The organism is Bradyrhizobium sp. Unk1 (genome assembly GCF_059512345.1).
Window position 1 is genome coordinate 34,531 of sequence record NZ_JCAMOP010000047.1, and the last position, 17,619, is coordinate 52,149.

At 65.1% G+C, this 17,619-nt stretch carries 15 protein-coding genes; 6 read left to right on the top strand and 9 right to left on the bottom strand.

What is annotated here, in order from left to right; all coding sequences use genetic code 11:
• Positions 1-117: 117 nt before the first annotated feature.
• Positions 118-1,362: an MFS transporter gene (locus AC5ZFO_RS39345; protein ID WP_282525119.1), complete on the top strand. Its 1,245-nt coding sequence runs from the start codon at positions 118-120 to the stop codon at positions 1,360-1,362.
• Here AC5ZFO_RS39345 and pdxR read toward each other — a convergent pair.
• A complete protein-coding gene (pdxR, locus tag AC5ZFO_RS39350; protein WP_282525118.1) occupies positions 1,359-2,843 on the bottom strand; it encodes a MocR-like pyridoxine biosynthesis transcription factor PdxR in 1,485 nt (494 codons plus the stop codon). The two genes, AC5ZFO_RS39345 and pdxR, sit on opposite strands and share 4 nt — an antisense overlap.
• Before the next feature lie 158 nt (positions 2,844-3,001).
• On the opposite strand from pdxR, the gene AC5ZFO_RS39355 reads away from it, so the two are divergent.
• Positions 3,002-3,565 (top strand): pyridoxamine 5'-phosphate oxidase family protein, encoded by a 564-nt coding sequence (locus AC5ZFO_RS39355; RefSeq protein ID WP_282525117.1) that lies wholly within the window; start codon positions 3,002-3,004, stop codon positions 3,563-3,565.
• On the opposite strand, the gene AC5ZFO_RS39360 is transcribed toward AC5ZFO_RS39355, so the two are convergent.
• Positions 3,562-4,821, bottom strand: coding sequence for an adenylate/guanylate cyclase domain-containing protein (locus tag AC5ZFO_RS39360; protein WP_282525116.1), 1,260 nt, complete (start codon positions 4,819-4,821; stop codon positions 3,562-3,564). The genes AC5ZFO_RS39355 and AC5ZFO_RS39360 overlap by 4 nt on opposite strands.
• Positions 4,822-4,996: 175 nt before the next feature.
• Between AC5ZFO_RS39360 and AC5ZFO_RS39365 the strand changes: the two genes are divergently transcribed.
• Together AC5ZFO_RS39365 and AC5ZFO_RS39370 are read left to right on the top strand one after the other, a co-directional pair.
• The gene (locus tag AC5ZFO_RS39365) at positions 4,997-6,154 is read left to right on the top strand and encodes an MFS transporter (RefSeq protein ID WP_282525115.1); all 1,158 of its coding nucleotides are present in this window, start codon (positions 4,997-4,999) and stop codon (positions 6,152-6,154) included.
• 31 nt (positions 6,155-6,185) lie between these two features.
• Positions 6,186-6,377 carry a hypothetical protein gene (locus AC5ZFO_RS39370; RefSeq protein ID WP_282525114.1) on the top strand — a complete coding sequence of 64 codons (192 nt, stop codon included), beginning with the start codon at positions 6,186-6,188 and terminating at the stop codon, positions 6,375-6,377.
• On the opposite strand, the gene AC5ZFO_RS39375 is transcribed toward AC5ZFO_RS39370, so the two are convergent.
• The 3 genes from AC5ZFO_RS39375 to dmeF all read right to left on the bottom strand — a co-directional run bounded on the left by AC5ZFO_RS39375 (position 6,374) and on the right by dmeF (position 9,229).
• Positions 6,374-7,252, bottom strand: a complete 879-nt coding sequence (locus tag AC5ZFO_RS39375) for a DMT family transporter (RefSeq protein ID WP_282525113.1) — start codon at positions 7,250-7,252, stop codon at positions 6,374-6,376. The genes AC5ZFO_RS39370 and AC5ZFO_RS39375 overlap by 4 nt on opposite strands.
• A gap of 82 nt (positions 7,253-7,334) precedes the next feature.
• Entirely contained in the window at positions 7,335-8,168 is an 834-nt protein-coding gene (locus AC5ZFO_RS39380; protein WP_282525112.1) for an N-acyl homoserine lactonase family protein, read from the bottom strand.
• 86 nt (positions 8,169-8,254) lie between these two features.
• Positions 8,255-9,229: a CDF family Co(II)/Ni(II) efflux transporter DmeF gene (gene dmeF / locus AC5ZFO_RS39385; RefSeq protein WP_282525111.1), complete on the bottom strand. Its 975-nt coding sequence runs from the start codon at positions 9,227-9,229 to the stop codon at positions 8,255-8,257.
• A 194-nt stretch (positions 9,230-9,423) separates the two neighbouring features.
• On the opposite strand from dmeF, the gene AC5ZFO_RS39390 reads away from it, so the two are divergent.
• Both AC5ZFO_RS39390 and chrA read left to right on the top strand, forming a co-directional pair.
• Entirely contained in the window at positions 9,424-10,242 is an 819-nt protein-coding gene (locus AC5ZFO_RS39390) for a chromate resistance protein ChrB domain-containing protein (RefSeq protein WP_282525110.1), read from the top strand.
• Positions 10,242-11,627, top strand: a complete 1,386-nt coding sequence (gene chrA / locus AC5ZFO_RS39395; protein WP_282525109.1) for a chromate efflux transporter — start codon at positions 10,242-10,244, stop codon at positions 11,625-11,627. Before AC5ZFO_RS39390 ends, chrA begins: the two co-directional genes overlap by 1 nt.
• 85 nt (positions 11,628-11,712) lie before the next feature.
• Here the strand turns inward: chrA and AC5ZFO_RS39400 are convergent, their stop codons facing one another.
• The 4 genes from AC5ZFO_RS39400 to AC5ZFO_RS39415 all read right to left on the bottom strand — a co-directional run bounded on the left by AC5ZFO_RS39400 (position 11,713) and on the right by AC5ZFO_RS39415 (position 17,503).
• Positions 11,713-12,783, bottom strand: a complete 1,071-nt coding sequence (locus AC5ZFO_RS39400; RefSeq protein ID WP_282525108.1) for a c-type cytochrome — start codon at positions 12,781-12,783, stop codon at positions 11,713-11,715.
• Between the two features lie 143 nt (positions 12,784-12,926).
• On the bottom strand, positions 12,927-13,475 hold the full coding sequence (locus AC5ZFO_RS39405) for a 2'-5' RNA ligase family protein (RefSeq protein ID WP_282525107.1): 549 nt from the start codon (positions 13,473-13,475) through the stop codon (positions 12,927-12,929).
• 928 nt (positions 13,476-14,403) lie between these two features.
• Complete coding sequence (locus AC5ZFO_RS39410) at positions 14,404-15,948, bottom strand: GMC family oxidoreductase (protein WP_496123531.1); 1,545 nt, start codon at positions 15,946-15,948, stop codon at positions 14,404-14,406.
• Between the two features lie 151 nt (positions 15,949-16,099).
• Positions 16,100-17,503 (bottom strand): ABC transporter substrate-binding protein, encoded by a 1,404-nt coding sequence (locus tag AC5ZFO_RS39415; RefSeq protein WP_282525105.1) that lies wholly within the window; start codon positions 17,501-17,503, stop codon positions 16,100-16,102.
• Positions 17,504-17,619 lie beyond the last annotated feature (116 nt).

The following is a 17,619-nucleotide window of genomic DNA, read 5'->3' on the forward strand; positions in this document are numbered from 1 at the left end:
TCTAGCCGCGTGAGTTCCCGGCGCGGCGGTTATCCGCCGCCCTGTCGGGAAGCGGGTGGGTTTGGCGGTCCTCGGGGGCGGATACTGGCGCCAACGCGACTTTGCAGGAAATGCGCCATGTCAAACCCGCTTCGCCTCCCCGACACCTTCAACCGCCTCGCCTGGTCCAACCTGGCGGCGCAATCGGCCGAGCAGATCGCGCTGGCCGCGGCCCCGATCGTCGCCGTGCTCACGCTGGGTGTTGCGGAAGGCCAGACCGGCCTGCTCCAGACCGCCCTTACCCTGCCCTTCGTCCTGTTCGCGATTCCAGCCGGCCTGCTCGCCGACCGCATCTCCCGCCGCTCGCTGATGGCGGGTGCCGAAGCGCTGCGCGCGGTCGCGCTGGCGGCCATCGTCCTGTTGCTCACACTTGGCGCGCTCAATTTGCTGCTTCTCGCTCTGCTCGGCTTTGCCGCCGTATGCGGCACGGTCGTCTACAGCGTGGCGGCGCCGGCGCTGGTGCCCTCGCTGGTAAGCGCGGAGCTGTTGCCGTCGGCAAATGCCCGCATCGAGCTCGCCCGCACCATCGCCTTTGCAAGCGGGCCTGCGCTCGGCGGCGCGCTGGTCGGCTGGTGGGGCGCGAGCCCGGCCTTCGGCTTTGCCGCGGCACTCTCGGCCATCGCCGTCGTGCTGCTTTCCGGCATCTACGAGCCCACCCGGACACCCTCGCCGCGGCGCCATCCGTTCCAGGACATCCGCGAGGGCGCGGCCTTCGTGTTCCACCATCCGCTGCTGCGGCCGGTGTTCATCACACAGTTCATCTTCAACACCGGCTGGTTCCTCCAGATCGCCGTGTTCGTGCCCTATGCGGTGCGCCATCTCGGCCTGACCGCCGCAGGCGTCGGCACCGTGCTGACGATGTACGGCGTCGGCATGGTGATCGGCGCGCTGTTCGCCACGCGCGTGATGAAGCGCATCGCCTTCGGCACGGTGGTCGGCCTTGGCCCGGTCACGGGTTTCGTCGCCGCGGTGGTGATGGCGCTGACGGTGCTGGTCCCCTCGCCCTGGCTCGCGGCCTTGAGCTTCTTCCTGCTCGGCGTCGGGCCGATCCTGTGGGTGATTTCGACCACGACCCTGCGTCAGTCCGTGACGCCGCCGCGCCTGCTCGGACGCGTCTCCGCCATCAACATCATGAGCTACGGCGCCCGCCCGCTCGGCTCGGCGCTGGGCGCGATCGTCGGCGGCCTCTGGAGCGCGGAGGCGTGCCTGTATCTCGCAGCCGCCGTGTTCGGCGTGCAGGCACTTGTGACCTGGCTCTCTCCCGCCGTGGCGCTGGATCGGCAGCCGGCCATGGTGGGGGACGAAGTGCCGGCGCGGTGCTAGTCCGGTACGCAATCAGCGGCGATAGCCCGCGCCAGTCGGGCAACCGCCGGTGCAATGGTCTGCTGCGGGTAGCCGCTAAAGCCCAGCATCAGCGCCGACTGTGCCGGCGCCTCGATATAGTGGCGGCTCATCGCGCGAACGGTGACGCCGTGGTCGCGAGCGGCCCGTTCGATCTTCACATCGGAAAGTCCCCGTCGCGTGTAGGCAACCAGGTGCATGCCCTGGTCCGGCGGCTCGACCGACAAATGGTCGCCCAGGCGCCGCCTCAGTGCCGCAACGAGGGTATCGCGCTGGCGGCGGTACACTTCCCGCATTCTGCGGATGTGGGCTGCGAAATGCCCCTCTTCCATGAAGGCCGCAGCAACGGACTGGCAGAGGCTCGACGGTTGACGGTCGATCAGATAGCGCGCGGCAACGAAATTCCGCACCAGCGGGTGTGGTAGCACGGCGTAGCCAAGCCGCAGTCCCGGGAAGAGCGCCTTGTTGAGAGTTCCGACGTAGATGACACGGCCGGCCTCATCCAGGCCCTGAAGCGAAGCGAGGGGACGGCCGCCGTAGCGGAATTCGCTCGCGTAATCATCCTCGATGATCCAGGCGCCGGACTCGCGGGCCCAGGCGAGAAGTTCGAGGCGGCGCGCCATCGACAGGGGAACGCTTGTCGGAAATTGGTGCGAGGCCGTTATGAAAACTGCGCGCGCCTTCGGGGCGCGGCGGATCCCTTCCGTGACGTGCACGCCGTGCTGGTCAACCGGGATGGCGCAAACCTTCGCGCCTGACGCAGCGAGGGTAAGACGGGTCAGGGTATAGCCGGGGTCTTCGATCCAGACCTCCTTGTCCGGCCCGGGCATGACACGTGCGACGATGTCCACGGCTTGCTGCGTGCCGGCGGTGATCACGATCTGGTCGACCTCGCAGCGCACGCCGCGTGCGGCCCGAAGATAGTCGCAAACCGACTCGCGCAGCTCCAGCAAGCCACGCGGATCGCCATAGCCGAGATGATGTCGCTCAAACGATCGCAGCGTGCGCGCAGTGAGTTTGCGCCACAATTCGGCGCTACGTGCATCCAACAGCGTGCGCCCGAGGTTGAAGGGACGCTCGTCATTCTGCGTCGTCACATCGACAAAATCGCCGAGGCCGTGAAAGGAGGCCGCGCCTGCCGCGGCCGGCGCCGCCCGCGTCTTGCGGCCATGAGGCGCGGCAAACGGTTCAGGCAGATCGGACGCAACATAAGTCCCCGCCCCCTTCCTGCCGAAGGCATAACCCTCGGCTAGCAGCTGCTCGAAAGCCGAGACAACTGCGGTACGCGAGACACCGAGTTGCGCCGCAAGGTCGCGCGTCGAGGGCAATTTGGCCGCCGGACGAAGCGCTCCGGACAGAATTGCCGATCGCAGTTCGAGGTAGATTTGGCGGAATACCGGCGCCTCCGCCGTACGGTCGACGCTGAAGGAATAGAGTTCTGCCCAGCTCTGCCTGCTCTTCACGGGTCCTCGTCCGATAGGGTGAGCCGCACAGAAGTGGTATGCCGCGATAGGACCAAGTGGACCTTTGCTCAAGACCACTATTTTTCTATCCTGTTTCGGATAACAAGGAAACCTGAAATGTCCGCTCATTCGGATGGCGGCGCGGAGCGTCTTGCACCATGAGTTCACCGCAAATCCGTCGCGAGGACCGCGCCATGTCGCAGGAGCGGATCCTGGAGATGCTGGCACGTGGATATGCTGGCCATCTCGCGACAGTCAGCGAGGACGGCTTTCCCTACTGTATCCCGCTCCTCTATCTCTGGCTCGACGGTGAGGTGTATCTGCACACGACGGCCGCCCGGGGACATCTGCGCGCAAACATCGAGCGAGATCCCCGCGTCTGCATCGAGATCGATGAGCACGAAGGTGTCTTCGACTATGGACGGTTCGAATGCGATTCCGGTCTCGCCTATCGAAGCATATGCCTGTTCGGCCGCATCAGGGTCGTGGGCGACACGGGCATCAAGCAGCGGTTCTGCGAAACGTTGATGGCCAAATACGGCAAGCCGGATACGACGCGACCGAAGGGGTTCTTCCCGCGGCTCGACATCATCACCGTCTACGCCGTCGCCGTTGAGCGCATGACCGGCAAGGAGACTTCGATGCCGCCGCTTTCCGAACAATGGCCCGCCAAGGATCGAACGAAAACGCCTAATGTCTCGGCCCCTACGATCCGCCGCTAATTCGCCAGATACCGCTCGTAGCTCCCGGTCACCGGCTCGCTCGTATCGACCTCGGGATCGAGCGTGTAGAGGTCCTGCGCGCGGCCGATACCGCGCAGCGCATAGCGTCCGGTGGAGACGAGGTAGCGGCGGCCGGTGGCGTCCAGGCCCTTGTAGAACTCGGCCGAGGCCAGCAGCTCGCGGTCGACCGAGCGGCTCATCGAGGCGATGCGGCTGACCTCGTTGACGGTGGGGCCGACGACGGTGAAGTCGAGCCGATCCTGGCTGCCGATATTGCCATAAAAGACTTCGCCGACATGCAGGCCGATATAGGCCGACGTTGTGGGACGGCCGTCGGCCTCCCGCCGCTTGTTCAGCGCAGCGACGTTCTTGCGGAACAGATGCTCGGCGCGCAGCGCAGCGCGCCGCGCATCCGACATGTCCTCCCCCCAGAACATCGCGAGCACGCCATCGCCGATCAGCTTCAGCACGTCGCCGCCGGCATCGTGGATCGCGTCGATCACGGCCTGGGCATAGTCGTTGAGGAACGGGATGATCTCGTCCGGGCCGATGCTCTCGCTGATCCCGGTCGAGCCGCGCAAATCCGAATACCACAGCACGGCATTGATGCGCTCGGTGACGCCGCGCGTGATGCGCCCGCCCAGCACCTGCGCGGAGGCATCGCGGCCGAGATAGACGCGGCCGAGGGTTCGCGCGATGTCGACCTGTTGCGCCGACTTGATCGCGAGCCCCAGCACCGGCACGAGATCGCGCAGGGCTTCGAGCTCGGGTTCGGAGAAGCCGCCGTCGCGGCGCGTGGTCCAGCAGGAATAGAGGCAATCCATCAGGCCGAGCGCGCCGTTCTCGCCGAAGCGATGCACGAAGGCGAGATAGTGCTTGTGGCCTTTTTCCGCGAGTTCACCGATCTGCGAAAAATCCATCGACGGCGCGTCGGCGAGATCGATCACCCTCTCGTCCTCGCCGTGCTCGAGCATGTGGAAGAACACCGAGCGGCGCCAGCTCTTGGCGGCATCGCCTTCGGCGGTCGAACCATATTCGAACACATCGCTCTCGTTGCTCTGCCGGTCGCTCCACCGGAAGCCGCGGCCCTCATAGATCGGATGCAGCGTGTCGATCACGACGAGCCCCCGCGAGAGTTCCAGCCCTTCGGCGCGGCAGCGCTCGCAGAAGCCGCGGAGCAGCTCGTTTTCGGGCAGGCCCGTCAGCCCTTGGCCGGTCAGCCAGTTCATCAGCGCGAGGCGCGAGGTCAATTGCATACGCCATTATGGCGTGCATTCGTGACGAGCGAAAGGCCACGCACGGACCGTACGCAACCAAGGCTCCCGTCCGCAGCAGATCGAATATGTCGCGGACGCTGTTGACGCGCTTTCGCCGCGGGCCGCAAATGCAACCGATGACACCGCCGCACACCGAGACCAGAATCGTACCGGGATGAGCCAGCGCCAGCTTCCGATCATCCTGGCGCTCGGCACCACGCAGACCCTGGCCTGGGCTTCCAGCTACTATCTGCCGGCGCTGCTCGCCGATCCCATGGCGCGCGACCTCGGCGTCTCCTCCAACTGGATCTTTGGCGCGTTCTCGGCCTCGCTGGTGATCTCGGCGATGCTCGGCCCTCGCATCGGGCGGCAGATCGATCTGTTCGGGGGCCGGCAGGTGCTGTCGGTCTCGAACCTGACGATGGCCGCCGGTCTCGTCCTGCTCGGCCTCTCGCACTCATTGGCGGTGATGGCGTTCGCCTGGCTCGTGCTCGGCATCGGCATGGCGATGGGGCTCTATGACGCCGCCTTCGCAGCGCTCGGCCGCATCTACGGCACCGAGGCGCGCAGGCCCATCACCGGCATCACGCTGATGGCAGGCTTCGCCTCCACTGTCGGCTGGCCCCTCACCGCCTGGGGCCTGTCCCATATCGGCTGGCGCGAGACCTGTTTCGCATGGGCGGCCGCCAATCTCCTGATCGGCCTGCCCCTGAACTTCTTCATGCTGCCGGCGATCATGGGCGCCAAGCAGGCCGCGGCGACAACCGAGAAGCCGCATTTGCCGCTCGACCGCACCATGGTGCTGCTCGCCTTCGTCTTCGCGGCGGTCTGGACCGTCACCGGCGCAATGGCCGTCCATTTCCCGCGCCTGCTGGAGGCCACGGGCGCGACGCATGTCGAGGCCATCGCCGCCGGCGCGCTGATCGGCCCGGCACAGGTGGCCGCGCGCGTTCTCGAAGCGGGCTTTCTGAGCCGCTTCCATCCGCTGTGGTCCACGCGCCTTGCCTGCGTCACCCACCCGCTCGGCGCCGCAATCCTCGCCATCTTCGGCGCGCCCGCCGCAAGCGCGTTTGCGCTGCTCCACGGCTCGGGCAACGGCATTCTCACGATCGCGCGCGGCACGCTGCCGCTGTCGATCTTCGGCCCGAAAGATTTCGGCTACCGTCTCGGCATCATCGGCGCGCCGGCACGGATGGCGCAGGCCGTGGCGCCACTGGCGTTCGGCCTGCTCATCGACGTCATGGGCGCCAAGGTGCTGATGGTCTCCTCCGCGCTCAGCCTCTCGGCGCTGGCGACGCTGTTCCTGATCCGCGCCGAGCGGCGGCCGGATTGACCGCGCAGCCGCTTTCGCGCACAAGCGGGCCATGAGCGAAGACAACAGCCCGCCCCGCACCTTCAAAGGCCTGCTGCGCTGGGCAACCACGCCGCCGCAGGCCTGGGGCGTCTATCTCCTCGCCATCCTCCTGGTGTGGCTGCTCTCGTTCTACGCCGGCACGCTCAAGCCGAAGAAGACACCGGACGCCAGCCCGCCTCCGGTCACGGCACCGCGCAGCTAGGCCGTCTTCGCCTGGCTGGTCGCGATAAAGATGCCAGCGAACACAGCAACCAGCCCGATCAGAAGGTTTGCCGTGATCGGCTCACCGATGAGCAACGCCGCAAGCAAGGTCGCGGCAATCGGATTGACCGTCATGGTATTGGCAACGCGGGTCGGCGTCGCCCGTGCCAGCGCCATCACCCAGAGGATGAAGGCGAGCGCGCCGCCGCCAATGCCGAGATAGACGCCGGCAATCCATTGCGCCACCGTGAAATGATCGAGCGCCGCAAAGCTGCCCTTTACGAACCCCGCCAGAACCAGCACGGCGGCGCCCGCGCCCATGCCGACGGTGAGAAAACCCAATGCGCTGGAGCGCTGCATCAGAGGGCGCGACAGCACGTTGTAGAACGCCATGCAGAACACGGCACCCGTCATGATCAACTCACCGCGCCAGGCACCGGGCGGGCTCTGGGCGAGCCCCGCTGCCAGCGCGGCTGTCACACCGAGCACGGCGATGCCGACGCCAATGATCTTGCGCGCCGTCAGACGCTCGACGCCGAGGATCGCACCGACCACCATGGTATGGAGCGGCAGCGTTGCCAGCGCGAGGCTGGCGCGCGCGGCGGTCGTGTAGGACACCGCGATATTGTAGAGGATGAAGAACAGGCCGAAGAAGCAGATGCCGAGCAGCGCCACCGCCGACCAGTCGGGCCGCTGCGGCCAGCGCACGCCAAGCAGCAGCGCGCAAGGCAACAGGCAGAGAAAGCCGATCCCCCAGCGCAGGATCGCCAGCAGAACCGGATCGGCGCCGCCGACGAGATAGCGGGTGATCGCCGCGGCCGTGCCGCCGAGGCTGCTCGACGCCAGTGCGATCGCGACCCCGGCCCACTCTCCCACGCTCGTCTCCCATCGCGGAGCCTTTCGCGGGCCGTAGCACGCTGCTGCTGCCAACGCCATGGCAGCAGCCTCGGCGCAAACGTCAGTCGTAAAACTCGGGCACCATCTTCTGGCTGTCGCGCTGGGCCTTGTCGTGGTTGATCCAGAGCTGCGCCTTCTCCTTGGTCAGCGTGTCGGCGATCTTCTGCATCGATGCCGCGCTCTGGTCCTTGTTGGCGTTCATGCTGGGGACGCGGCGGTTGTCCCAATTATCCCTGAAGTGGACGGCGTCGCCCGACAGCACCACCGCGCCGGTCTTCGGCAGCTTCACCAGCAGCGACTGGTGTCCCGGCGTGTGGCCGGGCGTCGACAGGATCGTCACGCTGCCGTCGCCGAACACGTCCTTGTCACCCGCGAGCAACTCGACCGGATGCGAGGGCTTGAAGCGCGGTTCGTTGTTGGCGCCGGGCCAGTCATATTCGGCCTTCTGCACGTAGAGCATGGCCTGCGGGAACTGCTCGACATTGCCGGTATGGTCGGGATGCGTATGCGACACCGCCATCGCCTTGACGTCGTCAGGCTTGAGGCCGAGCTGCTCGAGCTGGGCGGCCAGCGTCTTCGGCCGGCGCCAGGTGACGGCCTTGGGATCGGCGGGAACAAGGCCATTCGGCATGGCTGCCACGGCATCGGCGATGCCGGTGTCCCACAGAAACCAGCCCTTATTGCTGTGCTTGATGAGATAGCAGCTGTCGACGAAGTCCATCGCCTTGCCTTCGTTCAGGCCGGGCGTCCAGCGCGAGATATCGCCGGCGGTGCCCTCCCCGCAATTGAGGACGTAGAGCTTTTCGACGCCCGATTTCTCGGACTGCGCGACGGCCGCGTGGCCGGACAGAGCCAGCGCGGCGACGGCGAGAGCAAACTTGATCCCTGGCATCATCCTTGGTTCCTCTTGCAGCGCCCGGTATGGCGGCGACCGAGGATCAACCCCGGCCGCGCCGCTGAATTCCGTTTCGGCAGATCACATCAATGCGGGCAGGTCTCGACCTCGACCGTGACGTGGCTCAGGCCCTTCAGCCCGGCGAGCCGCTTCTTATAGACGGCCGGCTGCTTCGGCTTGTCCGACACCAGCGAGACCAGCACGGCGCAATGGCCGGGCCCGACCTGCCAGAGATGCAGGTCGGTGACGCGGTCCTCTCCGACCTCCATGCGGGCGCGGATGGTGCGTTCGAGCTTCTCGTCGGCGCGGACGTCGAGCAGCACCGCGCCTGATGTCTTGACCAGGCCGAACGCCCAGCTCGCGATCACGGCGCTGCCGATCAGGCCGACGGCCGGATCGGCCCAGACCCATCCCGAATACATCGCGACCACCAGCGCTGCGATCGCCAGCACCGAGGTGGCCGCATCGGCCATGACGTGGACGTAGGCCGCACGAAGATTGTTGTCGTGATGATGGCCGTGATGATTGTGGTCGTGATCATGATCGTCGTGATCATCATGCGCATGCCCATGGCCGTGGTCATGGCCGTGATGATGGTGATCATGGCTGTCGCGCAGCAGCCACGCGCTGGCGAGGTTGACGCAGAGGCCGAGGGCGGCGACCGCGATGGCCTCGCCATAGACGATCGGCACCGGCGTGAACAGCCGCAGCACGCTCTCATAGGCGATCTCGACCGCGATCAGGCCCAGGATGATCGCGCTGGAGAAGGCGGCGAGATCGCCGAACTTTCCGGTGCCGAAAGTGAAATGCGAATTCCCCAGATGCCGGCGCGCGAAGCGGTAGGCAAAGGCGGCAATCCCGAGCGCCGCCGCATGCGTGCCCATGTGCCAGCCGTCGGCGAGCAGCGCCATCGAGCCGAACAGCGAGCCGGCGACGATCTCGCCGACCATCATCACCAGCGTCAGGACGACCACGAGCCAGGTGCGCCGCTCGTTCTCGTCGTGCTTCTCGCCCAGAAAGGCGTGGTCATGGGTCCATTGCTCGATCGAATGGGAATGCATCGAAAACTCTCCGAAAGGTCCGGTCCGTTGACCCGCAATATAGACCTGCGGAACGTCCGGGCAAAATCAAGTCAACGAGCCGATTGACAGCCCGGCGCGGTTTCGTTGTAATGGCGCCCATGGGGATTGAGCGATCTCCCCACGAGGCGACAAGCCCAAGTATCGCGTCCCGTTTGTTCTTACGAGGGCGCATCATGTCTTCCTACACAACGATATCATCTGACAAATTGGCACGGCTGATCGGCACGGCGAACGCCCCTGCCCTGATCGACGTGCGCACGGACGAGGATTTTGCCGCAGACCCGCGACTGATCCCCGGCTCGATCAAGTTCAGCCACGGCAACGTTTCGGACTGGGGCGGCGAATTTTCCGGCCGCTCCGCCATCGTCGCCTGCCTGCGAGGCGCAAAGCTCGCGCAGGGCACGGCGGCCTGGCTCAGGCAGCTAGGGGTCCAGGCTGAGACTCTGGAAGGCGGCTTCGAGGGCTGGAAGGACGCAAAGCTGCCGCTGGTCGATGCTGCAAAACTGCCGCCGCGCGACGCCAAGGGCCGCACCGTCTGGGTGACGCGGGCCCGACCAAAGGTCGACCGCATCGCCTGCCCCTGGCTGATCCGGCGCTTCGTCGATCCCAACGCGGTGTTCCTGTATGTCGCGCCGTCCGAGGTCGTCGCCGTGGGCGAGCGTTTCAACGCGGCGCCCTTCGACATCGAGAACGTGTTCTGGAGCCACCGCGGCGAGCTCTGCACCTTCGACGTGATGATCGAGGAATTCGGGATTGCCACGCCCCCGCTGCTGCGGCTCGCCACGTTGGTCCGTGGCGCCGACACCGCGCGGCCCGACCTCGCACCGGAAGCCCCCGGCCTGCTCGCGGCTTCGCTCGGGCTGTCGCGGATGTACGACGACGATCTCGAGCAGCTCGAAGCCGGCATGACGCTCTACGACGCCTTCTACCGCTGGTGCCGCGATGCGACGGCCGAGACCCACAACTGGCCGACCAACAAGGTGAAGGCGTGATGGACATCCGCGCCAATCAAACGGAAGCTGATGCCGGTCACGGCATCAGCTTCCGCGAAGCCTTTCGCGTCTGGCTCCGCGTCGCCTGCCTGAGTTTTGGCGGGCCCGCGGGCCAGATCGCGGTGATGCACCGCATTCTGGTCGAGGAGAAGAACTGGATCTCCGAAGGCCGATTCCTGCATGCGCTGAACTACTGCATGTTGCTGCCGGGGCCGGAGGCGCAGCAGCTTGCGACCTATGTCGGCTGGCTGATGCATCGCACCGCCGGCGGGCTGATGGCGGGCGGGCTCTTCATCCTGCCCGGCATCATCGCGATCATGGGCCTGAGCTACATCTACGCGGCTTTCGGCAATGTCAGCTTCGTCGAGGCGCTGTTCTTCGGATTGAAGGCCGCCGTGCTCACCATCGTCCTCGAAGCCGTGGTGCGCGTCGGCAAGCGCGCGCTGAAGAACCGCATCATGATTGCGCTCGCCGCAATCGCCTTCGTCGCGATCTTCTTCTTCGCGGTCCCCTTCCCGATCATCATCATCGCCGCCGGCGTGATCGGATATGCCGGCGCGCGGGCCGGCCGCCCGGAATTCGCACCGGCCGGCCACGGCCATGGCGGCAGCACCGCCGTGATCGACAGCATGCTCGGCGAAGCCGTTCCCGAGCATGTGCGCCCCAACACCGCGCGCGCGATCCGCGTCGGTGCGCTATGGCTCGCGCTCTGGCTGGTGCCGGTGATCGCGCTGCTTTTGATTCTTGGTCAAGCCAGCGTGTTCAGCCAGATCGCGCTGTTCTTCTCGAAGATGGCGCTGGTCACGTTCGGCGGCGCCTATGCGGTGCTGGCCTATGTGGCCCAGCAGGCGGTCGAGCATTATCACTGGCTGAAGCCGCACGAGATGCTCGACGGTCTCGGCATGGCCGAAACCACGCCGGGCCCGCTGATCATGGTGCTTCAGTTCGTCGGCTTCATGGCCGCCTATCGCGATCCAAGCGGCCTGTCGCCGATGCTTGCAGCGACGCTCGGCGGATTGCTTGCGACCTGGGTCACGTTCACCCCCTGCTTCCTCTGGATCTTCGTCGGCGCCCCCTACATCGAGCGCCTGCGCGGCAACACGGGCCTCGCCGGCGCACTCGGCGCGATCACCGCCGCCGTCGTCGGCGTGATCCTCAACCTCTCGATCTGGTTCGCGCTGCACACGCTGTTCCGCGAGACCGTTCCGGTGCACGCCTTCCCGTTCGCATTCGACAGGCCGGTGTTGAGCAGCGTTGATATTCCGGCGCTCGTGCTATCGATCGCCGCGGCGACTGCGATCTTCCGGTTCAAGCTCGGCATGCTCACGGTGCTGGCGGGCAGTTGCGCTGCGGGCGTGGCGTTGCGGCTGGTGGGGATGATCTAGGGCGGCCAAAAGCCGACATTCAAAGAGAGCGCGCTCCGAGCCGAACAACGACAACGGGCTCGGGGCGTGCGAGCACCAAGAAACGTTAAGGTATGAGCGACGCCGTATGGGCGACTAGCGCGATCATGTCGTCGATGCTGAGGTTTTCAACAGCCGGCTTCATGAGGTCGCTATTGGCGCCCTTCCGCGCGCCCGACTTGAAGTCGTAAAGCTGACGGAACAAGTACGTGGGCGAACGGGCCGCAATCCCTGGCGCCACGGCAGTCCCTTTGAGGTCGGCACCATGACAAGCGGCGCACTGGACGCGGAGGTCGCTGCTCGCTGCCAACGCCCTCCCCTTCTGAATGCTGCCAACCGGGACATAGGCGATGAAACGAGCGCGCGAGTCCCGGCTGACAAAGTGTTCAACGTTTTCCGGAATCTCGATGATGCGCTGGCCGATGGGCTCTTTCTCGCCGCCGTCCATCGGCGCCAGGAACAAGTCCCTTACATGTGTCTTCGGAACGTTGTCGGTCTCTACGACCGCAATCTTCGATCTCGGTTTGATTGACGCAAAATAGTTCGCAGCCTCCTTGAGTTCCTGATCGGTGATGGCCTTGGACGTCTTGATCATCAGGTCGGTGGCGATGCGGGGCGCCGAATTCGTACGCAGGCCCGTCTTGAACTCCACCGTTTGCTGGATGATGTATTCCGCGGGGAAGCCAAACAGGCTGGCATTCTCAGGGCCGCCCGGTCCGTCTGCCCGGTGGCAGACGCCGCACGCGAGCACGTCAGGCTTTCTCCCCCTTGCGACGATCTCTGGCATAGCCGGATGGTCTTCCGGATGCCAGTCGGGAGCGGCGAACAGATCGCGCAGTTGCGTGAGCGTAAAACCGGCGGCGCTGTCAGGGACTCGCCGGATCGTGCCGTCGTCGGGGGCGCGTTGGAAATTCGGCGGGTTTACCGGATAGGCCCATGCTGGCGGGCCGTCTTGGCTTTGTGCAAGCGCCCCCGCTGGAGCAAGCGACGTCAGCGAAAGGGCCAAAAGCGCCGAAGAAATCCTCATGGCTAAGACCTCCATGCGCATCGGCGGACCGAGACCTTCGAAGCCGAAAGCGTGAAGATCGGCCGCTCGCGAGGCAGTGCCGCAGAAATCTGCGGGCAGGCGTTCCTCCATTAGGCGTTCCAAGAAGCATTCAACGGCCGAGAAAAGCTGGCGTCAATTAGGGATTTGGGTGCGAAGCACTCAACCTGAGCAATTCCGGTCTGCTAGCCTCCCCTGAGCAGACCTTAAGCGGCAGGAAGCATCTTCGCGGATCGCTATGCAACGGAACGCCCCTTCGACAGCTCCCGTTGCGCAACGACCCGCACAGGTGGAAAAACGACGCAATCCACTACGTCGAAATTGACTTGAATGCGCCGGTCGAACGACTGCGCAAAGGCAATAGCGCCTTTGCTGTTTTTATCGGCGATGCGTGTGCCAAGTGTGCAGTGGGGCGTCCACGCACCGGGCCGATAATGTGGCCGACAGTAGGTCGGGTCGATGGCAGCGCTGATTGAAGCGTGCCACCTTCTGAGGGTCTCGCTCGGTTCGGGCTCAGCCCACAATACAAGTGGCGAGCCTACGAACCACCTAATTCGCCCGAATGTGACAGGCAATTGTGTTTCGCCTGCGCTTGCAGACAGCATTGCTTTCCACGCCGTCTTTTCGTCAATCTCGGGCGCATCATAGATCGCGAATGTCAGATGTGGTCGGTACGCCAGAGTGCGCATCGACGGCCCGTCCTCCAACGCAGCAACTTGGTCCCATAACTGTTCGATCTCGTCCGCGGAATCGTTATCAGCTCGGATATTGATTGCGACTGCCATCCGCCCTGCTCAAGCCGGTGAAGTCCGTCATCTTGGACCGCCCCTCGAAGATCCGCAACGGGTCACAAGCCGTCGATGATGAGCAAGCGGGACGACTTCCGCTTAAACTCCAGAAGCTGCCTTTGATGAGTACACGCCTCTGGCCGAAAGCTCGTCACCTACGCCCTCGTCGACGATTGCCTGTCGGGCAACACAGCCGCGCTGCGTGACCTCATGACGTGTCAAGCTCCGCCTCTTAAAATATTCCACTTTACCGAAATTCGGATTTGTCGTATGTCCGAAACATCCTGGCCCGAGACAAGGGGCGGATCGCGATCGTCACGAACCGCGGGCCGGGCAGCGATGGACGCGACAGCGTCGGGCGCGATCGGCATTGCAGGGCGGGACACCGTGAGCAATGGCTCTTGCGCATACGACACGACGCTGACAGCATCTTCGCATGGCTTCGGGAGCGAGCACACGCCACCTCTCGGAGTCCCAGCGAAAACGTGCGCGGACGGCCAAGTCGTGTGGTCCTGACGCCCGGGGTCTGTGCGTCAAGTCTTGTGGTGATGTGTGCTGCCCAACCGGGTGCGCGCGTCAGCCATCCGCAAGCCGACGGGGGCAATAGTGCATCGCTCCCCGGGGAGAGCGCGAAGTAAGCCGTAAACCATTGCGCAGGGAAGGCCGGGCGATCCGGCGAAACCTGTGGTCCACCCCGTGTGCATTTCTAAGGTGCACGGACCTGCGGGTGCCAGCCGGCGCCCGGCCTTCCCTGCGCCCTTGTTATGATGAGGGCAATGTGACGGAGCAAAGCTCGGGCGAAATGCGCCGCGAGAATGCGAACGCTCGCCCGCTGTTTGAAATGTGTAACCGAGCGATGCCCCGTCCAGCCCCACTCTCAGCGTCAACGCCCACGAAGGCGGGCATGCCACCTGTATTGCGACAACTACCGCATCATCATCCGCGCGATGGCTTCGCCGATCACCACCGTCGTGAAATGGGTGTTGGCGCGACAGTCCGACGGCATGATCGAGGCGTCGGCGACGCGTAGACCCGAAATGCCTTTCACCGTACCGTCCGGATTGACCACGCCCTCAGCGTCGTTAACGCCGCTCATGCGGCAACTGCCGGCTGCGTGCTGGATGTCTCCGGTCTCACGGCGCAGCACCGCATCGAGCTCGTGATCCGGCAGGCTAGCTGCCTGCGGAAGCGTCAGATCGGTGTCGGCAAGCCGTATCCAGTCGGCAACGCCCGAGAGCGCCGGCTGCGAGGTGATCACGGCCAGTCGCTTCACCGCATCCTTCATCCGCAGCATGTCGCGGGGATCGGCCAGCATGTTCTCCTCGACGATGGGATCGATCGCCGGATCGGTCGAAGCCAGCTTGAGCGTGCCGCGCGAATAGGCGTTGAACAGGCCGGCGCCGATCGCTCCGGGCACGCCGATGCCGCGGTGGTTGAAGGCGATCAGGATCATGTCGCGCTTGCCGCCATCGGCGAGGCCTGACGAATAAGTCACGCAGCAATTGGTGTGGCGGGTGTCTGGATCGGTCGGCCGCAGGTTTTCGTGGAGCTGGATCGTGGCGCGAAACAGCGGGTGGTCGAAGAAGTGGCGGCCGACCGGCAGATCGCGCTCGACCGCGATCCCCATCGCCTTCAGCTCATCCGCCGGTCCGATGCCCGAACGCAGCAGGATCGCCGGACTGTGGATGGCGCCGGCGCAGAGCACGATCTGGCGCGCGCTGATCTCGTGGGTGCCCTGCCCTTCGATGTGAACCCGAAGGCCGGTCGCCCGGCCGTCGCTGATCAGCACGCGATCGACCAGCGCATGCCCGCGAATCTCGAGATTGGCACGGCCGCGCGCCGGCTCGAGATAGCCCTCGTTGGTTGTGATGCGGCGGCTGTCGCGGCTGTTGATGGGATAGCAGGCGACGCCCTCGCCATCGGGACTGTTGAGGTCGGCGCACCAGGGATAGCCGCTCGCCAGCGCCGCATCGCGCAGGCCGCGATCGATCGGGCCCCACTTCTCGGGCGGAGCCCGATAGACCGGCAGCGGTCCGCCGCTTCCATGGCCCGGGGCGTCACCAAATTCCAAATCATCTTCGATCACCGAGAACAGCGGCATCACGTCCTTGGCCGACCAGCCGGTGCAGCCATTGGCTGCCCATTCGTCGAACGCGTCGGCGACGCCGCGGATGGCAATCTGGCCGTTCATCATCGATGAGCCGCCAAGCCCCTTGCCGCGCCAGTAGAAGCGCGGCTCCTGCCCGGCCACCCGGCGCGTCAGGAGTTCGGGCCATTGCCATTTCTCCTGGTACTCACGCTTGTGGATGATCGGGATCGGATTTGGGGTTATCACCTCCCAGGGCGCCTCGTCCGCGCGCCAGTCCAGCCCCGCTTCGAGCAACAGGACGCGCCTTGCGGGATCTTCGGACAACCGCGCCGCAACAGCGGCGCCGGCGGAGCCGCCGCCGACAACAATGACATCGTACATCGCGTTACTTCTCAACGTTCCAGAACACCGGGATGGCGGACGGTATCAGACCACGCAGGGTGGCGCGATAGGCCGCCGGCTGCGCGAACTGGCCCCACGGGATCGCGGGCGCCTGATCGTACATGACGCTCTGAATCTCGCCGGCGATCTTCTAGCGATCCTCCTCGGCGGGCGCCTTGGCGAAGGCTTCCATCAGCGGCGTGATGCGCGCATCGCATTGCCAGCCGGTGAAGTCGGCGCAGTTGAAGGCGACCATGACGTTGGTCAGCGGCGAGCCCAGGTCAAAACCGCCGGCGTGAACGCCATAGACGCTCCAGCCCTCTTTCTTGGCGCGGCGCGCCAGCACGCTCGCCCAGTCCATCACCTGGAGATCGACGTTGAACCCGGCCTGCTTCAGCCGCTCGGCCAGCACCTGCGCCGAGACACGCGGGGCTTCGAGGTCGTTGGCTTCCATGACGACCACGGGCTCGCCGGCATATTTGGTCGCCTTCAGCGCAGCTTTCGCCGCTTCAATCGACGTCTTCGCGGCGGCTTCCGTGCCCGCCTTGCTCTCATAGGTGGTGCCGCAGGTGAAGAACGTCGCGCAAGGAGCGGCGTATTTGGCATCGAGCCCGAGCGCATCCAGCACTTCGCGCTGGTCGACCAGCTTCCACAGCACGCGGCGAATTTCCGGATCATCAAACGGCTTCGATGCGGCGTTGAGACGATAGGCGCCGGCGAACATGTTGCCGCCGGTGAAATTGACCAGCTTGACGCGGGAGTTCTTTTCCAGCTGCGGCAACAGATCGAACGGCGCATATTGCATGAAGTCGACCTCGCCGGCCTGCAGCGCGGACGCGGCGGTCGCGCCATCCGGGATGACGCGGATCTCGAGCGTGTCGATGCCGACGCGCTTGCCGCCGGCGAGGAAATCGGCGGGCTCAGGGCGCGGCACATAGTCGGCGAATTTCTTCAGGATCATGCGATCGCCGGTTCGGTGATCGCCCTTGCTATAGACGAACGGGCCGGAGCCGATGATCTCCGTGATGCGCTGGTCGCCGGGTGTTTTCGCGATGCGCTCGGGCATCATGAAGGCGACGGGGCTGACGGGATTGCCGAGCGCATCGATCACGAGGCCGGACGGCTCCTTCAGCGTCAGCACGAAGGTTTTCGCATCCGTCGGCTCGAGCGAGGCTGTGATCGCGAAGATCCGACGGCCGAGAGCGCTGCGGGTGCCCCAGCGGCGCAGCGACGCCACGCAATCGGCCGCCGTGACCGGCTGGCCGTCATGCCATTTCAGGCCGTCGCGCAGCGTGAACGTATAGGTCAATCCGTCGGATGAGACTTTCCAGTCCTGCACCATCTGCGGCTTGATGTCGCCCTTGGAGTCTTTCGCAAAGAGCGTGTCGAACACCATGTAGCCAAACGTGCGCGAAATGTAGGCCGTGGAAAAATGCGGATCGAGCGTGACGATCTCCGCCTCGAGCACTGCAACGAGATTGCCCGCCGCATGCGCGGGCGCCGCGACCAGCGCGAGGCCGAACAGCGCCGGAATAAAAGCCTTCAGTTTGAACATTGTGCCTTTTGCTTCTTCTTGAGAGTTCATTTGCAGGCAAAGAAAAAGCAATGTTCGTGCCCGATCGACGCAGGCACTTATGCGCTCACGCCTATCTGCCAAGCGTTTGCGCCACA